Source organism: Actinoplanes sp. NPDC000266, from assembly GCF_042899005.1.
Classification (GTDB): Bacteria; Actinomycetota; Actinomycetes; order Mycobacteriales; family Micromonosporaceae; genus Actinoplanes.
Genome location: NZ_JBIAZI010000018.1, coordinates 145,510 through 160,306, shown reverse-complemented (window position 1 = coordinate 160,306; position 14,797 = coordinate 145,510). Strand labels below are relative to the sequence as shown.

At 70.5% G+C, this 14,797-nt stretch carries 14 protein-coding genes; 9 read left to right on the top strand and 5 right to left on the bottom strand.

Translation table 11 applies throughout. From position 1 onward, the window contains the following. Positions 1 to 518: 518 nt before the first annotated feature. From ACFY36_RS47690 to ACFY36_RS47675, 4 genes are all read left to right on the top strand, one after another. Positions 519 to 1,238: a DUF6461 domain-containing protein gene (locus ACFY36_RS47690; protein ID WP_499752548.1), complete on the top strand. Its 720-nt coding sequence runs from the start codon at positions 519 to 521 to the stop codon at positions 1,236 to 1,238. A 64-nt stretch (positions 1,239 to 1,302) separates the two neighbouring features. Next, on the top strand, positions 1,303 to 1,839 hold the full coding sequence (locus tag ACFY36_RS47685) for an excisionase family DNA-binding protein (RefSeq protein ID WP_499752574.1): 537 nt from the start codon (positions 1,303 to 1,305) through the stop codon (positions 1,837 to 1,839). A gap of 89 nt (positions 1,840 to 1,928) precedes the next feature. Further along, positions 1,929 to 3,221, top strand: a complete 1,293-nt coding sequence (locus ACFY36_RS47680) for a class I SAM-dependent methyltransferase (protein ID WP_499752547.1) — start codon at positions 1,929 to 1,931, stop codon at positions 3,219 to 3,221. 131 nt (positions 3,222 to 3,352) lie between these two features. After that, on the top strand, positions 3,353 to 3,754 hold the full coding sequence (locus tag ACFY36_RS47675) for an NUDIX hydrolase (protein ID WP_498693510.1): 402 nt from the start codon (positions 3,353 to 3,355) through the stop codon (positions 3,752 to 3,754). Between the two features lie 3 nt (positions 3,755 to 3,757). Here the strand turns inward: ACFY36_RS47675 and ACFY36_RS47670 are convergent, their stop codons facing one another. Further along, positions 3,758 to 4,516, bottom strand: a complete 759-nt coding sequence (locus tag ACFY36_RS47670; protein ID WP_499752546.1) for a hypothetical protein — start codon at positions 4,514 to 4,516, stop codon at positions 3,758 to 3,760. A 103-nt stretch (positions 4,517 to 4,619) separates the two neighbouring features. On the opposite strand from ACFY36_RS47670, the gene ACFY36_RS47665 reads away from it, so the two are divergent. Continuing rightward, complete coding sequence (locus ACFY36_RS47665) at positions 4,620 to 5,171, top strand: YbaK/EbsC family protein (RefSeq protein WP_499752573.1); 552 nt, start codon at positions 4,620 to 4,622, stop codon at positions 5,169 to 5,171. 25 nt (positions 5,172 to 5,196) lie between these two features. Here ACFY36_RS47665 and ACFY36_RS47660 read toward each other — a convergent pair whose 3' ends face one another. Genes ACFY36_RS47660 through ACFY36_RS47645 form a run of 4 tightly spaced genes read right to left on the bottom strand, consistent with a single transcriptional unit; the run spans position 5,197 to position 8,452 of the window. After that, entirely contained in the window at positions 5,197 to 5,838 is a 642-nt protein-coding gene (locus tag ACFY36_RS47660; RefSeq protein ID WP_499752545.1) for a DsbA family oxidoreductase, read from the bottom strand. Positions 5,839 to 5,849: 11 nt separating this feature from the next. Beyond that, the gene (locus ACFY36_RS47655; protein WP_499752544.1) at positions 5,850 to 6,284 is read right to left on the bottom strand and encodes a SufE family protein; all 435 of its coding nucleotides are present in this window, start codon (positions 6,282 to 6,284) and stop codon (positions 5,850 to 5,852) included. A 13-nt stretch (positions 6,285 to 6,297) separates the two neighbouring features. Further along, positions 6,298 to 6,690 carry a CBS domain-containing protein gene (locus ACFY36_RS47650; RefSeq protein ID WP_498693518.1) on the bottom strand — a complete coding sequence of 131 codons (393 nt, stop codon included), beginning with the start codon at positions 6,688 to 6,690 and terminating at the stop codon, positions 6,298 to 6,300. 28 nt (positions 6,691 to 6,718) lie between these two features. Then, positions 6,719 to 8,452 (bottom strand): proline--tRNA ligase, encoded by a 1,734-nt coding sequence (locus tag ACFY36_RS47645; protein WP_499752543.1) that lies wholly within the window; start codon positions 8,450 to 8,452, stop codon positions 6,719 to 6,721. Positions 8,453 to 8,593: 141 nt separating this feature from the next. On the opposite strand from ACFY36_RS47645, the gene ACFY36_RS47640 reads away from it, so the two are divergent. From ACFY36_RS47640 to ACFY36_RS47625, 4 genes are all read left to right on the top strand, one after another. Next, positions 8,594 to 9,367 (top strand): SGNH/GDSL hydrolase family protein, encoded by a 774-nt coding sequence (locus ACFY36_RS47640; RefSeq protein ID WP_499752572.1) that lies wholly within the window; start codon positions 8,594 to 8,596, stop codon positions 9,365 to 9,367. Between the two features lie 21 nt (positions 9,368 to 9,388). Continuing rightward, the gene (locus ACFY36_RS47635) at positions 9,389 to 10,288 is read left to right on the top strand and encodes a sulfurtransferase (protein WP_499752542.1); all 900 of its coding nucleotides are present in this window, start codon (positions 9,389 to 9,391) and stop codon (positions 10,286 to 10,288) included. Between the two features lie 65 nt (positions 10,289 to 10,353). Then, on the top strand, positions 10,354 to 12,096 hold the full coding sequence (locus ACFY36_RS47630) for an HSP90 family protein (protein ID WP_499752541.1): 1,743 nt from the start codon (positions 10,354 to 10,356) through the stop codon (positions 12,094 to 12,096). Beyond that, positions 12,096 to 14,768 carry a tetratricopeptide repeat protein gene (locus ACFY36_RS47625; RefSeq protein ID WP_499752540.1) on the top strand — a complete coding sequence of 891 codons (2,673 nt, stop codon included), beginning with the start codon at positions 12,096 to 12,098 and terminating at the stop codon, positions 14,766 to 14,768. The genes ACFY36_RS47630 and ACFY36_RS47625 overlap by 1 nt, the downstream gene beginning before the upstream one ends. The last annotated feature ends 29 nt before the right edge of the window (positions 14,769 to 14,797 follow it).

Sequence of the window (14,797 nt, the reverse complement as noted above, 5' to 3'; positions counted from 1 at the left end):
GTGAGCATCAGGCAGTCGACTTCCCTTGCTTGCGACGCGCAGCCTGACCGCGCAGACGCGAAGGAGTGCGGCAAGCACGACGAACCCCGGAGTCGACGGGGTGGTGGGTAGAACCACGGGGCTATCGAGCTTATCTCCATCTGCAGATTGCAGATAAGGCGATTTCATACGATTTTTTTTTGGGAGAAGTTTCCACGGCGGTTGCGCTGACAGCACCGAAGATCAGCACAGCCAGTACGACTTGAATCCAAGACGGTCCTGAGTTCCAGCCAGCAGCCACCTTGATTACCTCCACAAGCGCTAGCGCGCTCGCGAGTGCGAGTCGGCGCGGCTGGAGGTGGAGACCCATGCGCTCAGAGTAAGCGTCAGATGCGCTGAACGTATAGAAGCTATCGGTGACCGACACTTCCGGCGGTCAGGAGCGCTCTACCTTGCACCTGGCCCGACTGGCCTTCGTCCACGCAACAGGACTCGTTTCGCATGCAGAAGCCTGTCCCTGAAGCCCGTTCCCGGCGGCGATGGGCGGGGTCTGGGGCAGAGCGTCAAGGGCTTCCCGTGATCTACTACCTGCCGTGCGCAGGCGGAATCTTCTGGGACTAGCAGCCGTAGGGCTCCTGTCAGCCTGTGGAGACCGCAAAGAACCTGCCCCGAAGCCCGCCGCCGTCAAGCGGCAAGCCACAGCATCCGACTACGCCTGGTTCGATGGCGTCACGGACCTGGACAAGGGCTATTGCTTTGTCTGGGTGGCCGGCCTCAAGCCCCAACAGGCCCTGGACCGCCTGAAGGGCAAGGAGCTGGAGCGCGTCGCCTGGCAGCAGCTCGTCGGCGCCGGCGACGGTCAACGCGTCAGCACCGGCAAATACTTCTTCGGGGTGGCCCGCCTGGACACCACCACTCTGATCGTCGAGGACAACGGCACTCTGGGGCTGGCCGACCAGCTGCTCTCCGAGCTTTCCGTGGGCACCACGGTCGTCTGCAACTACCACGACCCCAAGGCCCGGAGCCGGTTCCTGGTCATGGCCGACCGTGTCGTGCAGCTGGAGTTCGACCCGGCCTCGAACGGCAAGCGCCTGGGCACCCGGGCGACCGAGCTCGCCTCGACGATCGGTGCGGTCGACTTCACCCCGCGGACGGCCAAGGCGGCCTCCTTCGCGCTGGCGGAGCGGCTCACCGGCGTACCCCTGACCCTCGATCTTCTGAAGGAACGGACGTACCTGTTCAGCTCAGCCCCGCGGTGAAAGAGTCATTGGCCGTTCGGTTGTTGCAGTCCCGGATCTGTCGGGCCAATATCCACGTGTGACGATGCGCACACCGGAGTTCCTCTCGATCGGCGAGGCCGCGGTTCTCATGCGGTTCCCTCGGTGGCGTGTGCTCGATCTGTGTGCGAGGGGCTTTCTTCCGTACGTCAATGTCGGGCCACACCGGCGCGTTCGGCGGTCCGATGTGGAGGCTCTGATTCACCCTGTCCTGACTCGGGAACAGGCCGAGCAGCTGTGGTTGCACCGCGCGATCGCGGCCAAGCTGGCGGCTCATCCGCCGGCGGTTCTCGCGGCGGCGGCGATCAATCTGCGGCGGCTGCGTCATCTGCATCCGGCCGGCCGGGAATGGGTCTGGCTCGATCGGTGGGAGGCGCTGCTGGACGGTGGCGTGGCCGCGGTCATAGACGTGCTGACATCTCCGGCGGAGCATGCGGTGAAGCTGCGCAGCACGTCGCCGTTCGCCGGCGTGCTGTCCGAGGCGGAGCGACGGGCGGTGCTCTACGCGCTGGCCGAAAGCCGCCGTGACCAGGCAAGACCCATGCGCCTGGAAAATCTGGAACGGGTCATGCGCGCAGTGTGAGTCTCTGATCACAAAGTAGATCAGGACCTTATGTATCTCGCGGAAACGGGCAGATAGTGGAGATCGTCTGCACCCCCGGGGAGGTACCGATGCCGACGACCATTCCTTCTCTGAACACCGCCACGCGGCTCAAGGATCTGCTCGAATCGCTGTTACAGGCGCCGATGCCCGTACGGCTGCGGGCCTGGGACGGCTCCGAGGCCGGCCCCGCCGACGCGCCCGTGCTGATCATCCGGAACAAGCGGGCCCTGCGCCGCATCATCTGGCAGCCGAACGATCTCGGGCTGGCCCGGGCGTACGTCTCGGGCGAAATTGATCTCGAGGGTGACCTCTACGAGGCGCTGACCCGGCTCGCGGCCCTGATCTGGCGGGCGCCCGACCTGCGGGACATCCCGGTCCGCGCGGTCTTCGGCGACCTGGTACGTCTCGGCGTGCTCGGCACGCAGCCGAAGCCGCCGCCGGAGGAGATGGTCGTCACCGGCAGCCGGCACAGCAAACGGCGCGACCGCCAGGCGATCAGCCACCACTACGACGTCGGCAACGACTTCTACCGGATAGTGCTCGGCCCGAGCATGGTCTACTCCTGCGCCTACTGGACCTCCGACGAGCCCGGCTACGGGCTGGCCGACGCGCAGCGCGACAAGCTCGACCTGATCTGTCGCAAGCTGGGCCTGGAGCCCGGCATGCGCCTGCTCGACGTCGGGTGCGGCTGGGGCAGTCTCGCCATTCACGCCGCCCGCGAGTACGGCGTACGGGTTCTCGGCATCACGCTCTCCACCGAGCAGGCCGACTTCGCGCGCAAGCAGGTCGCCGAGGCCGGCCTCACCGAGCAGGTCGAGATCCGGGTGCAGGACTACCGCGACCTCGACGACGGGCCGTTCGACGCGATCTCCAGCGTCGGCATGGCCGAGCACGTCGGCACCGGGCCGTACAAGGAGTACGCGCAGATCCTCTACGGCCAGCTGAAGCCCGGCGGACGCCTGCTCAACCACCAGATTTCCCGGCTCCGCCTGCCCGAGAAGCAGCCGCACCAGCAGCGTTCCTTCATTGACGCGTACGTCTTCCCGGACGGCGAACTGGCGCCCATCGGCACCACGACGACGTTGCTGGAAGAGGCCGGGTTCGAGGTACGCGACGTGCACGCGCTACGGGAGCACTACGGCCGCACCCTGCGCGCGTGGGTGGCGAACCTGGAGTCCGACTGGGCCGAGGCGGTTTCGCTCACCAGTCCGGGCCGCGCCCGCGTCTGGCGGCTCTACATGGCGGCGTCGGCGCTCGCCTTCGAACAGGCACGAATCGGTGTGAATCAGGTCCTCGCGGTCAAGGAACACCGCGACGGTACGAGTGATATGCCCGCTACACGCGGTTCCTATTCGGTGTAATCGATGGTGTCGCCGGACGAGAGTCCTTTTCGGTCGGTGACGGTTTGATTACGCAGGAACGAATCCGGACGTTATCCACAGCTTTTCCTCTGGTCGTGCGTGAACCCTCGACGGCCGGTTAGCCTGCGATCGTGGACGAACGAAAACGGGCCGCCGCCGTGATCGTGCGGGACGGGCGCGTGCTGATGGTGCACGAGCGCAGCCGACGATCCGGTGGCGGCGAGTGGTGGACCCTGCCCGGCGGCGGTCTGGAGCCGGGCGAGACCGCCGAGCAGGCGGTGCGCCGGGAGGTGTTCGAGGAGACGGGCCTGGTGGTGGGCGAGGCCCGGCACATCCTCGAGATGCCGTACCCGTCGGGCATGACCTCGGTCTTCTCGGTGACCGTGGCCGACGGCGAGCCCCGGGTGGGCGCCGACGACGGCGTCGGCCCGGAGCCGCTGGGCCTCGACTGGCTGCCCGCGCCGGAGCTGCCCATCGAGACCCACGGCGGTGTGCCCGTCCCGCCGATGATCGTCGTGCTGCCGACGGCGTGAGAGCTACCTGACCGCTTCCGCGTGGTCGGACACGCGGTCGGAAGCCCGGCCGGGCGCCCAATCGGGAGCGGCACGGTCGGAAGCGGCACGGTCGGAAGCGTCGCTGGACGAGCGGTTGGGGGCGGAGGCGGCGGCGGTGTGGTTCGACGTCGCGGTCTGAATGCGGGCCACCGCGTGGACGGCCTTCGTTGCCGGAGCCTTGACCGAAGCCGAAGCCGAAGCCGAAGCCGAAGCCGAAGCCGAAGCCGAACCCGCGCCCGAGCCCGCGCCTGAGGCCGATCCCGAGCCCGCGCCCGCCCCTGAGGCCGCGCCCGAGCCCGCGCCCGAAGCCGAGCCCGCCGCTGGGGCCGCCATCGCGGGTGCCTTCGCCGACGGGATCGTCGCTGGGGTCTTCGTGGCGCGGCGGCGCTCGGTGACGAAGTAGGCGCAGCCGGCGGCATACGCGGCGGCCAGGCCGAGGCCCACGTACCGCTCCGCCCCCGACTGCAGGATCGCCATCATCAAGGCCGCCTCGGCCCAGATGCCGAGCAGCACCGCGTTCACCGAGTCCGACCGGCTCCAGCGGGCCGGGAAGCCCCGCCGCGCCTGCCGCTTGATCTCCACCGTGAGCGAGTGGGCCAAGCCGGCGGTCAACAGGATGAGCAGGAACGTGGCGAACACCGAATGCGTGCCCCCGCCCGAGGCGGCCGCGATCGCGGTACCGCCGACCAGCAGAGCCAGGCCGCTGACGGTACCTACGCGTGAGCTACGTCGTTCCTCCACAGCCTTTGTTGTTCGGCAGAATCCGGTGCCGTCTGAGGAGTAGGACACCCTGGGGTGGGAGGACTACCTGGCGTCCGACTATTGAGCGAGGATGGCGGGCGTGATGGGAAGCCTGAAGCTCGAACCCGCCCAGTCCCGCCCCGACCTGCTGGCCGCGCCGGTCTCCAAAGCTCTGACCGTTTGGCCCGAGGACGCGCCGGTCGACGCCGACCAGGTGCTGGTCGCCCCGATCGACCCGGAGCTGGCCGACACGGCGGCGTTCTGCGAGGCGTACGACGTGGGCCTGGACGTCTCGGCCAACTGTGTGATCGTGGCGGGACGCCGCGGCGAGGTGACCCGCTACGCGGCCTGCATCGTGCTGGCCACCACCCGGGCCGACGTGAACGGTGTGGTCCGGCGCTATCTCGACGCGCGTAAGGCCAGCTTCGCGCCAATGGACGACGCGGTGCGGCTGACCGGCATGGAGTACGGCGGCATCACGCCGATCGGCCTGCCCGCGGACTGGCCGATCCTGGTCGACGCCCGGGTCGCGGCCGCGCCGCACGTCATCATCGGATCGGGCGTGCGGCACAGCAAGATCGCCATCGCCGGTCCGGCCCTCGGTGCGCTGCCGGGCGCCGAGGTGATCGCCGACCTGGCCAAGCCGATCGACTAGGTTCGATCCCGTTTCACGTGGAACGTCATCGACCGGCGTCGACGGCCTCGCGGCGGGCGATCTCCTCGAGGGCGGTCAGGATCGTGGCCGAGTCCTGAGCGCCCTGGATGGCGTACTTGCCGTCCACCACGAAGAACGGAACGCTCGAGATGCCCAGCTCGCGGGCCTCGGCCAGGTCGGTCTCGACGGCGCTCGTGCCGGCGTCGGTGTCGAGGTAGGCGGCGGCCGCCGCCCGGTCGAGGCCGACCGAGCCGGCCACCGCGGCCAGCGCGGGCCGCGAGCCGACGTCGATGCCCTCGGCGAAGTGCGCCCGCTGGAGCGCGTCCAGCATCTCGGTCTGCCGGCCCTGGTGGGCGGCCCACGCGATCAGCCGGTGGCTGTCGAACGTGTTGGCCGCGACGGCCCGGTCGTAGTCGATCGTGATGCCCTCGCCGTCGGCGATCGAGGTCACGTGGCCGAGCATCTGGTCCACCCGCTCGGCCCCGCCGAACTTGGCCGCCATGGCCTGCTTGATCGGCAGGGGCGCCGGCACCGGGGCCGGGTCGAGCTGGAACGCGCGGTAGGTGACCGTGACGTCGCCCGGGTGTTCGGCCAGGGCCTTCTCGAGGCGGTGACGTCCGATGTAGCACCAGGGGCAGACGACGTCGGACCAGACCTGAATATCCACGAGACGGAACCCTAACGTGCCGCGACCTGCGCGGCGATCTGCCGCTTGAGCCGGGCCAGGATGGCCGAGCCGCCACGGATGCGCAGCGGGCTGATCGCCTGGGCCAGGCCCATCCGCGCGTAGAGGTCGTCGGGCACGGCCAGGATCTCGGCGGTCGTCGCGCCCTCGAGGCCCTCGGCCAGGATGCCGGCGAAGGCCCGCGTGGTCGGCGCCTCGGGTGGGCAGTCGAACCAGGTGACCACGGTGTCGTCCGGCTGCACCGTCGCCTTGAGGAAGAACTGGGTCTGGCACTCGGGCACCTGCTCCATGCCGTCGTGCCCGGCCAGGTCGGCCGGGAGAGGCGGCATGGAGTCGGCGAACTCGAGCAACATCTCGAGCACCACGTCGCGCGGCGCCGAGGCGAACTCGTCGACGATCTCGGCGAGTTTTACTGGCATGTCGGTCACGAAGTGACCCTACTCAGGCCGGCGCGGATGTCGGCAGGAGTGCCACATCGCTCAGGCTGATGATGCCGACCAGTTTGCGGTCGGCGTCGCAGACCAGCAGCCGGCGGACGCCGCGCTCGCGCATCGCCTGCACGGCCTCGTCCACGGTGGCCGACTGTTCCACCATGATGAGCTCGTGGGAGGTGACGTCACCCAGGGACGTCGTCTTGACGGGCAGGTTCTCGGCGATCGCGCGCACCACGATGTCGCGGTCGGTGACCAGGCCGATCATCGTCGGCCCGCGGGTCACCACGACGTCGCCGATGGCGCGATCGCGCATCACCTGAGCGGCCTCGTCCAGCATGGTCGCTTCCGGCAGATAGACGACCTGCCTGGTCATGACATCAGCGACCGATGGCCTCGCCATGCGCACACCTCCCGTGTTGTGAATGGAGTTACCCGAGTGCAGACGTGATTACACGCGGTATGTCCGTGATCGGCACCTCTTCACGCTCGCCTGTGCGGCGATCGCGAAATTCGGCGAATCCCTCGGCGAGCCGGCGGCCCACCACGACCGACCGGGCGATGCCGATGAGCTCAGCGTCGGTGAACTTCACGCCGGCCGACACGTTCGGCCGGTCGTCGATCAGGACCCGCAGGCCCGCGTCGCGCAACGAGGCGCCGAGCGACAGCGCCGCCTCGATCTGGCCGTCCTTGCCGGCGGCCACAATGTGCACGTCGGCCGGGGCCACCTCGTCCGGCCAGAGCAGGCCCCGCTCGTCGTGGTGCTGCTCGGCGATCGCGGCGACCGCGCGGGACACCCCGATGCCGTACGAGCCCATGGTCGGCCGGACCGGCTTGCCGTCGACGCCCAGTACGTCCACCTTGAACGCCTCGGTGTAGCGGCGGCCGAGCTGGAAGATGTGCGCGATCTCGATGCCGCGGCGGATGGTGAGCGAACCCTCCGCGCAGGCCGGGCAGGGATCGCCGGCGCGCACCTCGGCCGCCTCGATCGTGCCGTCGACGGTGAAGTCGCGGCCGGCGACCACGTTCACCGCGTGGCGGCCGGGCTCGTTGGCTCCGGTGAGCCAGGCCGTGCCCGGCGCCACCCGGGGGTCGGCGAGGTAGCGCACCTTGATGTGCTGCGGGCCGATGTAGCCCTTGACCAGGTCGGGGCGGGTGGCGAAGTCGTCGAAGAGGGTGGCCGTGGCCGGCGCCAGCGAGGCGTCGAGCCGCTTCATGTCGACCTCGCGGTCGCCGGGCACGCCGATCACCAGTAACTCGTCCTCGGCTCCCGGGCGGTGGACGGTGACCACGACGTTCTTCAGCGTGTCGGCGGCCGTCCAGTCGTCGCGGCCGCCCAAGGCGCGCGCGTTGGCCAGGTCGACGAGGGAGGCGATCGTCGGCGTGTCGGGGGTGTCGTGGACGGTGAGGTGTTCGAGCTCACGGGAGAGAGGCGCCGGCGCGGGTGTGATTACCGCCTCGGTGTTGGCCGCGTAGGAGCAGGAGGTGCAGCCGACGTACGTGTCCTCGCCCACCTCGCTCTCGGCCAGGAACTCCTCCGAGGCGGAGCCGCCCATGGCGCCCGACACCGCCGAGACGATGGTGTGGTCCAGGCCGAGGCGCGCGAACGTGCGCTGATAGGCCCCGCGCACCTCGGCGTACGCCGAGGCCAGGGCCTCGTCGGTGAGCGAGAACGAGTACGCGTCCTTCATCAGGAACTCGCGGCCGCGCAGCAGCCCGGCCCGGGGACGGGCCTCGTCGCGATATTTCGTCTGGATCTGGAACAGCAGCAGCGGGAAGTCGCGGTAGGAGCTGGTCATGTCCTGCACGAGCAGGGTGAACATCTCCTCGTGGGTGGGCGCGAGCAGGTAGTCGGCGCCGCGCCTGTCCTTGAGCGTGAAGATGTCGTCGCCGTACTCGGTCCAGCGGTTGGTCGTCTCGTACGGCTCGCGGGGCAGGAGCGCGGGGAACGACACCTCCTGCGCGCCGATCGCCTCCATCTCGTCGCGGACGACCGCGGACACCCGGTCGAGGACGAGCTTGCCGAGCGGCAGCCACGTATATCCACCCGGGGCGGCGCGGCGGACATAACCGGCGCGCAGCAGCAGCCGATGACTCGGCACCTCGGCCTCGGCCGGCTCCTCACGAAGGGTGCGAAGCAGCAAGGTGGACATTCGCAGAAGCATGCGGAGCAGCGTAGATACCCCTGGCCGGGTTCGACCACCGCATTAATCCGTGTCGCCATCGTCACGCTACCGATGGACTTGCTTCGGTGGAAATGTGTTCCCTACGAGCAAATTTTAGGGCGCGTTAAGGGGGGCCGCGTGATGGCCTGGAAGAGCTTCGTGGCAATGGGGGACAGCTTCACCGAGGGGCTGAACGACGCTTACCCGGACGGCAGTTTCCGGGGCTGGGCCGACCTGGTGGCCGCCCGCATGGCCGTCGACGCGGGACCCGACTTCGGCTACGCGAACCTGGCGGTCCGCGGCAAGCTGTTCGGCCAGGTCGTCGACGAGCAACTCGAACCGGCCCTGGCCATGAGGCCCGGCCTGGTGAGCTTCGCGGCCGGCGGCAACGACTCGCTGCGGCCCCGCGTCGACCCGTACGCGCTGGTCGAGCGGATGGACTCGGTGGTCGCGAGCGTGCGCGCCACCGGCGCCGACATGGTTCTGTTCCGCTTCGCCGACGTGACGGTCAATCTGCCGGCCATGCTGGGCCGCCGGGCCGCGGTGCTCAACGACGGGGCCCGGGCCGTCGGTGAGAAGTACGGGGCGTACGTCGTCGACCTGTTCGCCGACGACGCCTTCCGCCACCCGCACATGTGGGCGCCGGACCGGCTCCACCTCTCGCCGGCCGGTCACCGCCGTGTCGCCGGACACGTGCTGAACGCGCTCGGCGTCGGCTGCGACGACCAGTGGATGCTGGTCCCGCCGAACCCCGAGCCCACGCCGTGGCTGCTCGCACGGGGCGCTGACCTGCGCTGGGCCCGCGAGCACCTGGCGCCCTGGGTCGGCCGGCACCTGCGCGGGCACTCCTCGGGCGACCAGATCCTGGCCAAGCGCCCGCAACTGGCCCCGGTGACGGGCGACATCGCGGCCTGACGAAGGACTAGCGTGACAACCATGTCCGTTGCGAACGATCCGGCGCCCGCGCTCCAGGCGTACGCCCATCCCGACAAGCTCGTCACGACCGAGTGGCTCGCCGCCAACCTCGACACCCCGGGCCTGGTGGTGGTCGAGTCGGACGAGGACGTGCTTCTCTACGACACCGGGCACATCCCCGGCGCAGTCAAGGTCGACTGGCATCTGGAGCTCAACGACCAGCTCACCCGCGACTACCTCGACCCGGCCGCCTTCGCCGCGCTGCTCTCGGCCAAGGGCATCGGCCGTGACGACACGGTCGTCTTCTACGGCGACAACTTCAACTGGTGGGCGGCGTACGCCCTCTGGGTCTTCAGCCTGTTCGGCCACCGTGACGTCCGCCTGCTCGACGGCGGCCGGCAGAAATGGGCGGCCGAGGGCCGTCCGCTGACCCGCGACCGCACTGATCGGCCCGCCGCCGACTACCCGGTGCCGGTTCGCAACGACGCCGAGATCCGCGCCTTCCGCGACCAGGTCATGGGCCACATCAGCAGCGGCCGCCCACTGGTCGACGTGCGTTCCCCGCAGGAATACACGGGTGAGCTGACCCACATGGAGGCCTATCCGCAGGAGGGTGCGCTGCGCGGCGGGCACATCCCGGGCGCGGTGAGCAAGCCGTGGAAATCAGCGGCCAACGAGGACGGCACGTTCCGGCCGGCCGACGAGCTGACCAAGATCTACCGCGACGAGCTCGGGCTCGACTCGAGCGACGACATCATCGCGTACTGCCGGATCGGCGAGCGGTCGAGCCACACCTGGTTCGTGCTGCACCACCTTCTCGGCTATCCGCAGGTGCGCAACTACGACGGCTCGTGGACCGAGTGGGGCAACCTGGTCCGCGCGCCGATCGCCAAGGGCAACGAGCCCGGTGGCCTGAGCTGACGAAGATCGGGGCGGCGTGAGAAACCGCCCCGAACTTGTCGGTGGTTGGCGGTACCTTGTCCGCCGTGAGCAACACGTTCCAGGTCGATCTCCGGGGCATCGTCGACCTGCTGAGTCACCACCTCTACGCGAGCCCACGCGTCTACGTCCGCGAGCTGCTCCAGAACGCGGTCGATGCGATCACCGCCACCGGCGACCTCGCGGCCGGGTCGGTGACCATGACCACCGGCGACCACGGGCTGCGCGTCGCCGACAACGGCATCGGGCTCACCGAGGCCCAGGTCCACGAGCTGCTGGCCACCATCGGGCGCAGCTCGAAACGCGACGAGCTCGGCTTCGCCCGCCACGAGTTCCTCGGCCAGTTCGGCATCGGCCTGCTCTCGTGCTTCCTGGTCGCCGACGAGATCCGTGTGCACACCCGGCGGGCCGGCGCCGAGCCCGTGCTGTGGACCGGATATTCCGACGGCCGCTACGACGTGCGGGCCGGCGACGACCGCGAGCCCGGGACGACGGTCACCCTGCTGCCGCGCCGTGGCTCCGAGCATCTATTGAGCAGTACGTCCGTGCGTGAGCTGGCCGGGCTCTACGGCTCACTGCTGCCCGTGCGGGTCGAGGTCGACGGCGAGCGGGTGACCGCCGGCTCGGTGCCGTGGGAGAACAGCGATGCCGCCCTCACGGCGTACGGGGAAAAGGTCTTCGGTTTCCGGCCTTTCGACACCGTCGAGCTGAACGTGCCCGAGGCCGGCCTGACCGGTGTCGCCTTCATCCTGCCGACCCCGGTGAATCCGGCCACCCGCGGCGGCCACCGCGTCTACCTCAAGCGCATGCTGCTCTCCGAGAGCGTCGAGGGCCTGCTGCCGGAGTGGGCGTTCTTCGCCCGTTGCGTGGTCGACAGCACCGAGCTGCGTCCCACCGCGAGCCGCGAGGCGCTCTACGACGACGGCCTGCTCGCCGACACCCGCGAGGCGATCGCCGACCAGCTGCGCGGCTGGCTGGTGCGGCTGGCCGCCACCGATCCGCGCAGGCTGTCCCGCTTCCTCGAGGTCCACCACCTCGGCGTCAAGGCACTGGCCCTGCACGACGACGAGATGCTGCGCCTGGTCGAGCAGTGGTTCGCCATGGAGACCAACATGGGCCGGCTGACGCTGGCCGAGTTCCGCGAGCGATACGGCGTGATCCGCTACGCGGCCACCACCGACGAGTTCCGTCAGCTCGCCGCCGTCGCCGCCGCCCAGGAGGTGGCCCTGATCAACGGTGGCTACGTCTACGACGCCGACCTCATCCAGCGGCTGGCCACTGTGGACTCGGGCGTGCGGGTCGAGCGGCTCGAGCCGTCCGACCTGGCCACCCGGTTCACCGCCGTCGGCACCGAGACCGAGCTGCGGCTGCGCCCGTTCCTCACCGCCGCCCAGCGCCGGCTCGACCGGCTCGGCTGCGAGGTCCAGGTCCGCGCGTTCGACCCGGCCAACCTGCCCGCGCTCTATCTGGTGAGCCGATCGGCCGCGTTCCACGAGGAGTTCACCGCCGGGCGCGACCGGGCCGACGACCTGTGGGGCGGGGTGCTCGACGCGCTCGCCCACACGGCGCCGGCCGACCGTCCCCAGCTGGTGCTCAACCACCGGAACCCGTTGGTGCGCCGGGTGATCGCCATCGCCGACCCCGAGCTGATCGGCCTCGCCGTCGAGTCGCTCTACGGCCAGGCGCTCATGCTGGGCCACCACCCGATCAAACCGGCCGACGCCGCGCTGCTGACCACGTCGTTCCTGGGCCTGCTCGAGCGGGCCGTCCCGGGGGAGAAGGACGCCTGATGAAGACCGCCGAGGAACTCTGGGAGCTGATCTCCCAGGCCGACGACATGCCGTACGGCGCCGCGCAGATCGCGATGGTCGAGCAGATCCTGCGCCACGTCGACGCGGTGAACGATCCGCAGCTGGCCTTCGTCACCCGCATGATCGCCAGCAACGCCTACATCTACGGCGGCGAGCCGGCCAAGGCCTTCGTCACCTTCTCCTGGTGCGTCGGCGATTTCGACCGCAACCCTCAGCCGTACCACCAGCGGGCCCAGCACAACCTGCTCTGGCTCTTCAAGGCCATGGTCAACGCGCTCACCAAGTTCCCCGAGGTGCCGCTGGCCCGCACCTACGCGGTGCTCGACGACATGGAGCGGCGATACCGCGAGTTCGGCCGTGGTCTGGGCGCGCTCTACAAATACCGCTATGTCGTGGCCGACCACGTCGGCCTGCGCGACGAGGCCGACGCCTGGTACGAGAAGTGGCAGGCCGCCCCGCGCGACAGCCTCTCCGACTGCGTCGGCTGCGATCCCACCGACGTCGCGGCCCACCTCTCGGCCCGCGGCCGTTTCGCCGACGCGGTCGAGCACGCCCACCCGGTGCTCGAGGGCACGCTCAACTGCACCGAGCAGCCGCAGGCGATCCTCGAGGAACTGATGGTTCCGTACCTTCTGACCGGCCGGGAGTCCGAGGCCGCCGACGCGCACCGGCGCTCGTACCGCCTCCAGCGGTCCACCCTGGCCGACATGGCGGACATCGCCGGCCACATCACGTTCTGCGCCCGCACCGGCAACGAGAGCCGCGGGCTGGAGATCCTCCAGCGGCACATCGACTGGCTCGACAAGGCCCCGTCGCCGATGGCGGCGATGGAGTTCGCCGCGGCCGGTGGCCACCTGCTGCGCCGCGTCACCGAGCTGGGCCACGGCGACGCGGTCGTGCGCCGCCTCGACCGACCCGACGTCACCGCGGCCGAGCTCGCCACCGAGCTCGCGGCCCGGGCGACCGAGCTGGCCGCCCGGTTCGACGCCCGCAACGGCACCACCGAGCAGAGCCGCCGCGTCGCCGAGTGGCTGGCCCGCGAGCCGTTCGGCGTCACGTTGGCCCTGTCGCCGACCGCGCGCCCGGCCGAGGCCGCGGCCCCGGTCACGGTGGCGGACGAGCCGGTCGAGGTTCCGGCCGGTCTGAGCGCGGCCGAGCTGCTCGACCTGGCCGAGGAACATGCGGGCGACGATCGCGAGGAGGCGACGGCGGCGACGCTGGCCGAGTTCGACCGCCGGTTCCCCGAGCCCACCGGCGAGGATGCCGGCCGGCGGGCCGCCCTCGAGGGCGCGGCCACCGACTGGCGTGCCGACCCGGAGGCCGTCGAGCGCACCTGGCGCCGCGCGATCGACCTGCTGACCGAGGCCGGCGCGGCCCAGCGCGCGGCCGCGACCGGCGGTCGCCTCGGCATCCTCTACTGCCTGACCGGCCGGCCCGGCGAGGGCCTGGCCCTGGTCGAGGCCGAGGTGGCGCACATGTCCGGCCACGGCGACGACCGCCGCCGATCGAGCGCCTGGTCGCGCCTGGCCATCGCGCGGTTCGTGGCCGACGACTTCGCCGGGGCCGCCGAGAGCCTCGACCGGGCCGACGAGTTCGCCGAGGCGGCCGGCCTGCCCCGGCACCGCGCCGTCCACGCCGTCTGGCGGGCCCGCGTCTTGATGGCCGGTGATCCCCAGGTGGGACCCGACCGCCGCGAACAGGCGCTCGCCGAGGCACTGCAGGCGCGGGACTTCTATCGCGAGCACGGCCCGGCATCCCGCATGGCCGAGGCCGCGCTGATGGTCGCCGACCTCACCACCGACGCCGAGCAGGTGGCCGAGGCGTTCGGCGAGGTGCTGGCCGACGGCCGTCCCGAGGTGGCGCTGATGGCCCGGGCCGGTCGTGGCCGGGCGCTGCTTCACCTCGACCGGGCCGCCGAGGCCGTCCCCGACCTGGTCGAGGCGGTCGCCCTCGCTGAGGAACAGGGTGAGGAACAGGGCGGGGCCTTCACCCGGCAGGATCTCGCCATCGCCTACAAGGAGTCGGGCCGCCCGGTCGAGGCGGCCGAGGTGGCCGAGGAGGCGCTGCTGCGCTTCGAGCGGCTCGAGCTCGACGCGCCCGCCGACGACGTCCGCTTCCTGCTCGCCGGTCTCTATCGCGAGATCGGCGACAACCAGGGCGCCCTCACCCTCTACCGCGCGCTGATCGAGAGCCTGTCCGGCAACCCGGCCGGGCGGGGACAGGTCGGCGAGCAGGCCGGCGCCCTGCTCTACGACCTCGACCGCGACGGCGAGGCGGCGCAGGTCCTCGAGGCCGCGGCCGGGGCGCTGCACGAGGCCGGCGATCTGATCGGCGAGCTGCGCGTGCTGCGCCGGCGGGTGAGCGCGCTGCACTACGCCGACGACGCGCCCACCGGCCTGGCCGAGGCCGACCGGGCCGAGAAGCTCTACGCCGAGCTGCCGCCGGAGCTGGCCGCCGAGCCGAACGCGATCTGGCAGCGCTCGATGGTCGCCCGCGAGGCCGCCGGCCTGCTGATGGCCCGTGGCCGGCACGCCGAGGCGGTGCACCGGCTGGAGGAGTTGCCGCAGCGTCTGCGGGCCATCGGCGCCGAGGAGGACGCGGCCGCGATCGAGAACATGCTGGGGGAGGCGCGAAACCCTACCGATGAGTAAACTCCTTAACGCACGTTAAGCATTCGGCT

Excerpts from the sequence above, each read along its gene's own strand:
- ACFY36_RS47690 (WP_499752548.1), top strand. The coding sequence starts at position 519 with ATGGGCGGGGTCTGGGGCAGAGCGTCAAGGGCTTCCCGTGATCTACTA.
- ACFY36_RS47685 (WP_499752574.1), top strand. The coding sequence starts at position 1,303 with ATGCGCACACCGGAGTTCCTCTCGATCGGCGAGGCCGCGGTTCTCATG.
- ACFY36_RS47680 (WP_499752547.1), top strand. The coding sequence starts at position 1,929 with ATGCCGACGACCATTCCTTCTCTGAACACCGCCACGCGGCTCAAGGAT.
- ACFY36_RS47665 (WP_499752573.1), top strand. The coding sequence starts at position 4,620 with ATGGGAAGCCTGAAGCTCGAACCCGCCCAGTCCCGCCCCGACCTGCTG.
- ACFY36_RS47650 (WP_498693518.1), bottom strand. The coding sequence starts at position 6,690 with ATGGCGAGGCCATCGGTCGCTGATGTCATGACCAGGCAGGTCGTCTAT.
- ACFY36_RS47645 (WP_499752543.1), bottom strand. The coding sequence starts at position 8,452 with ATGCTTCTGCGAATGTCCACCTTGCTGCTTCGCACCCTTCGTGAGGAG.
- ACFY36_RS47640 (WP_499752572.1), top strand. The coding sequence starts at position 8,594 with ATGGCCTGGAAGAGCTTCGTGGCAATGGGGGACAGCTTCACCGAGGGG.
- ACFY36_RS47635 (WP_499752542.1), top strand. The coding sequence starts at position 9,389 with ATGTCCGTTGCGAACGATCCGGCGCCCGCGCTCCAGGCGTACGCCCAT.
- ACFY36_RS47625 (WP_499752540.1), top strand. The coding sequence starts at position 12,096 with ATGAAGACCGCCGAGGAACTCTGGGAGCTGATCTCCCAGGCCGACGAC.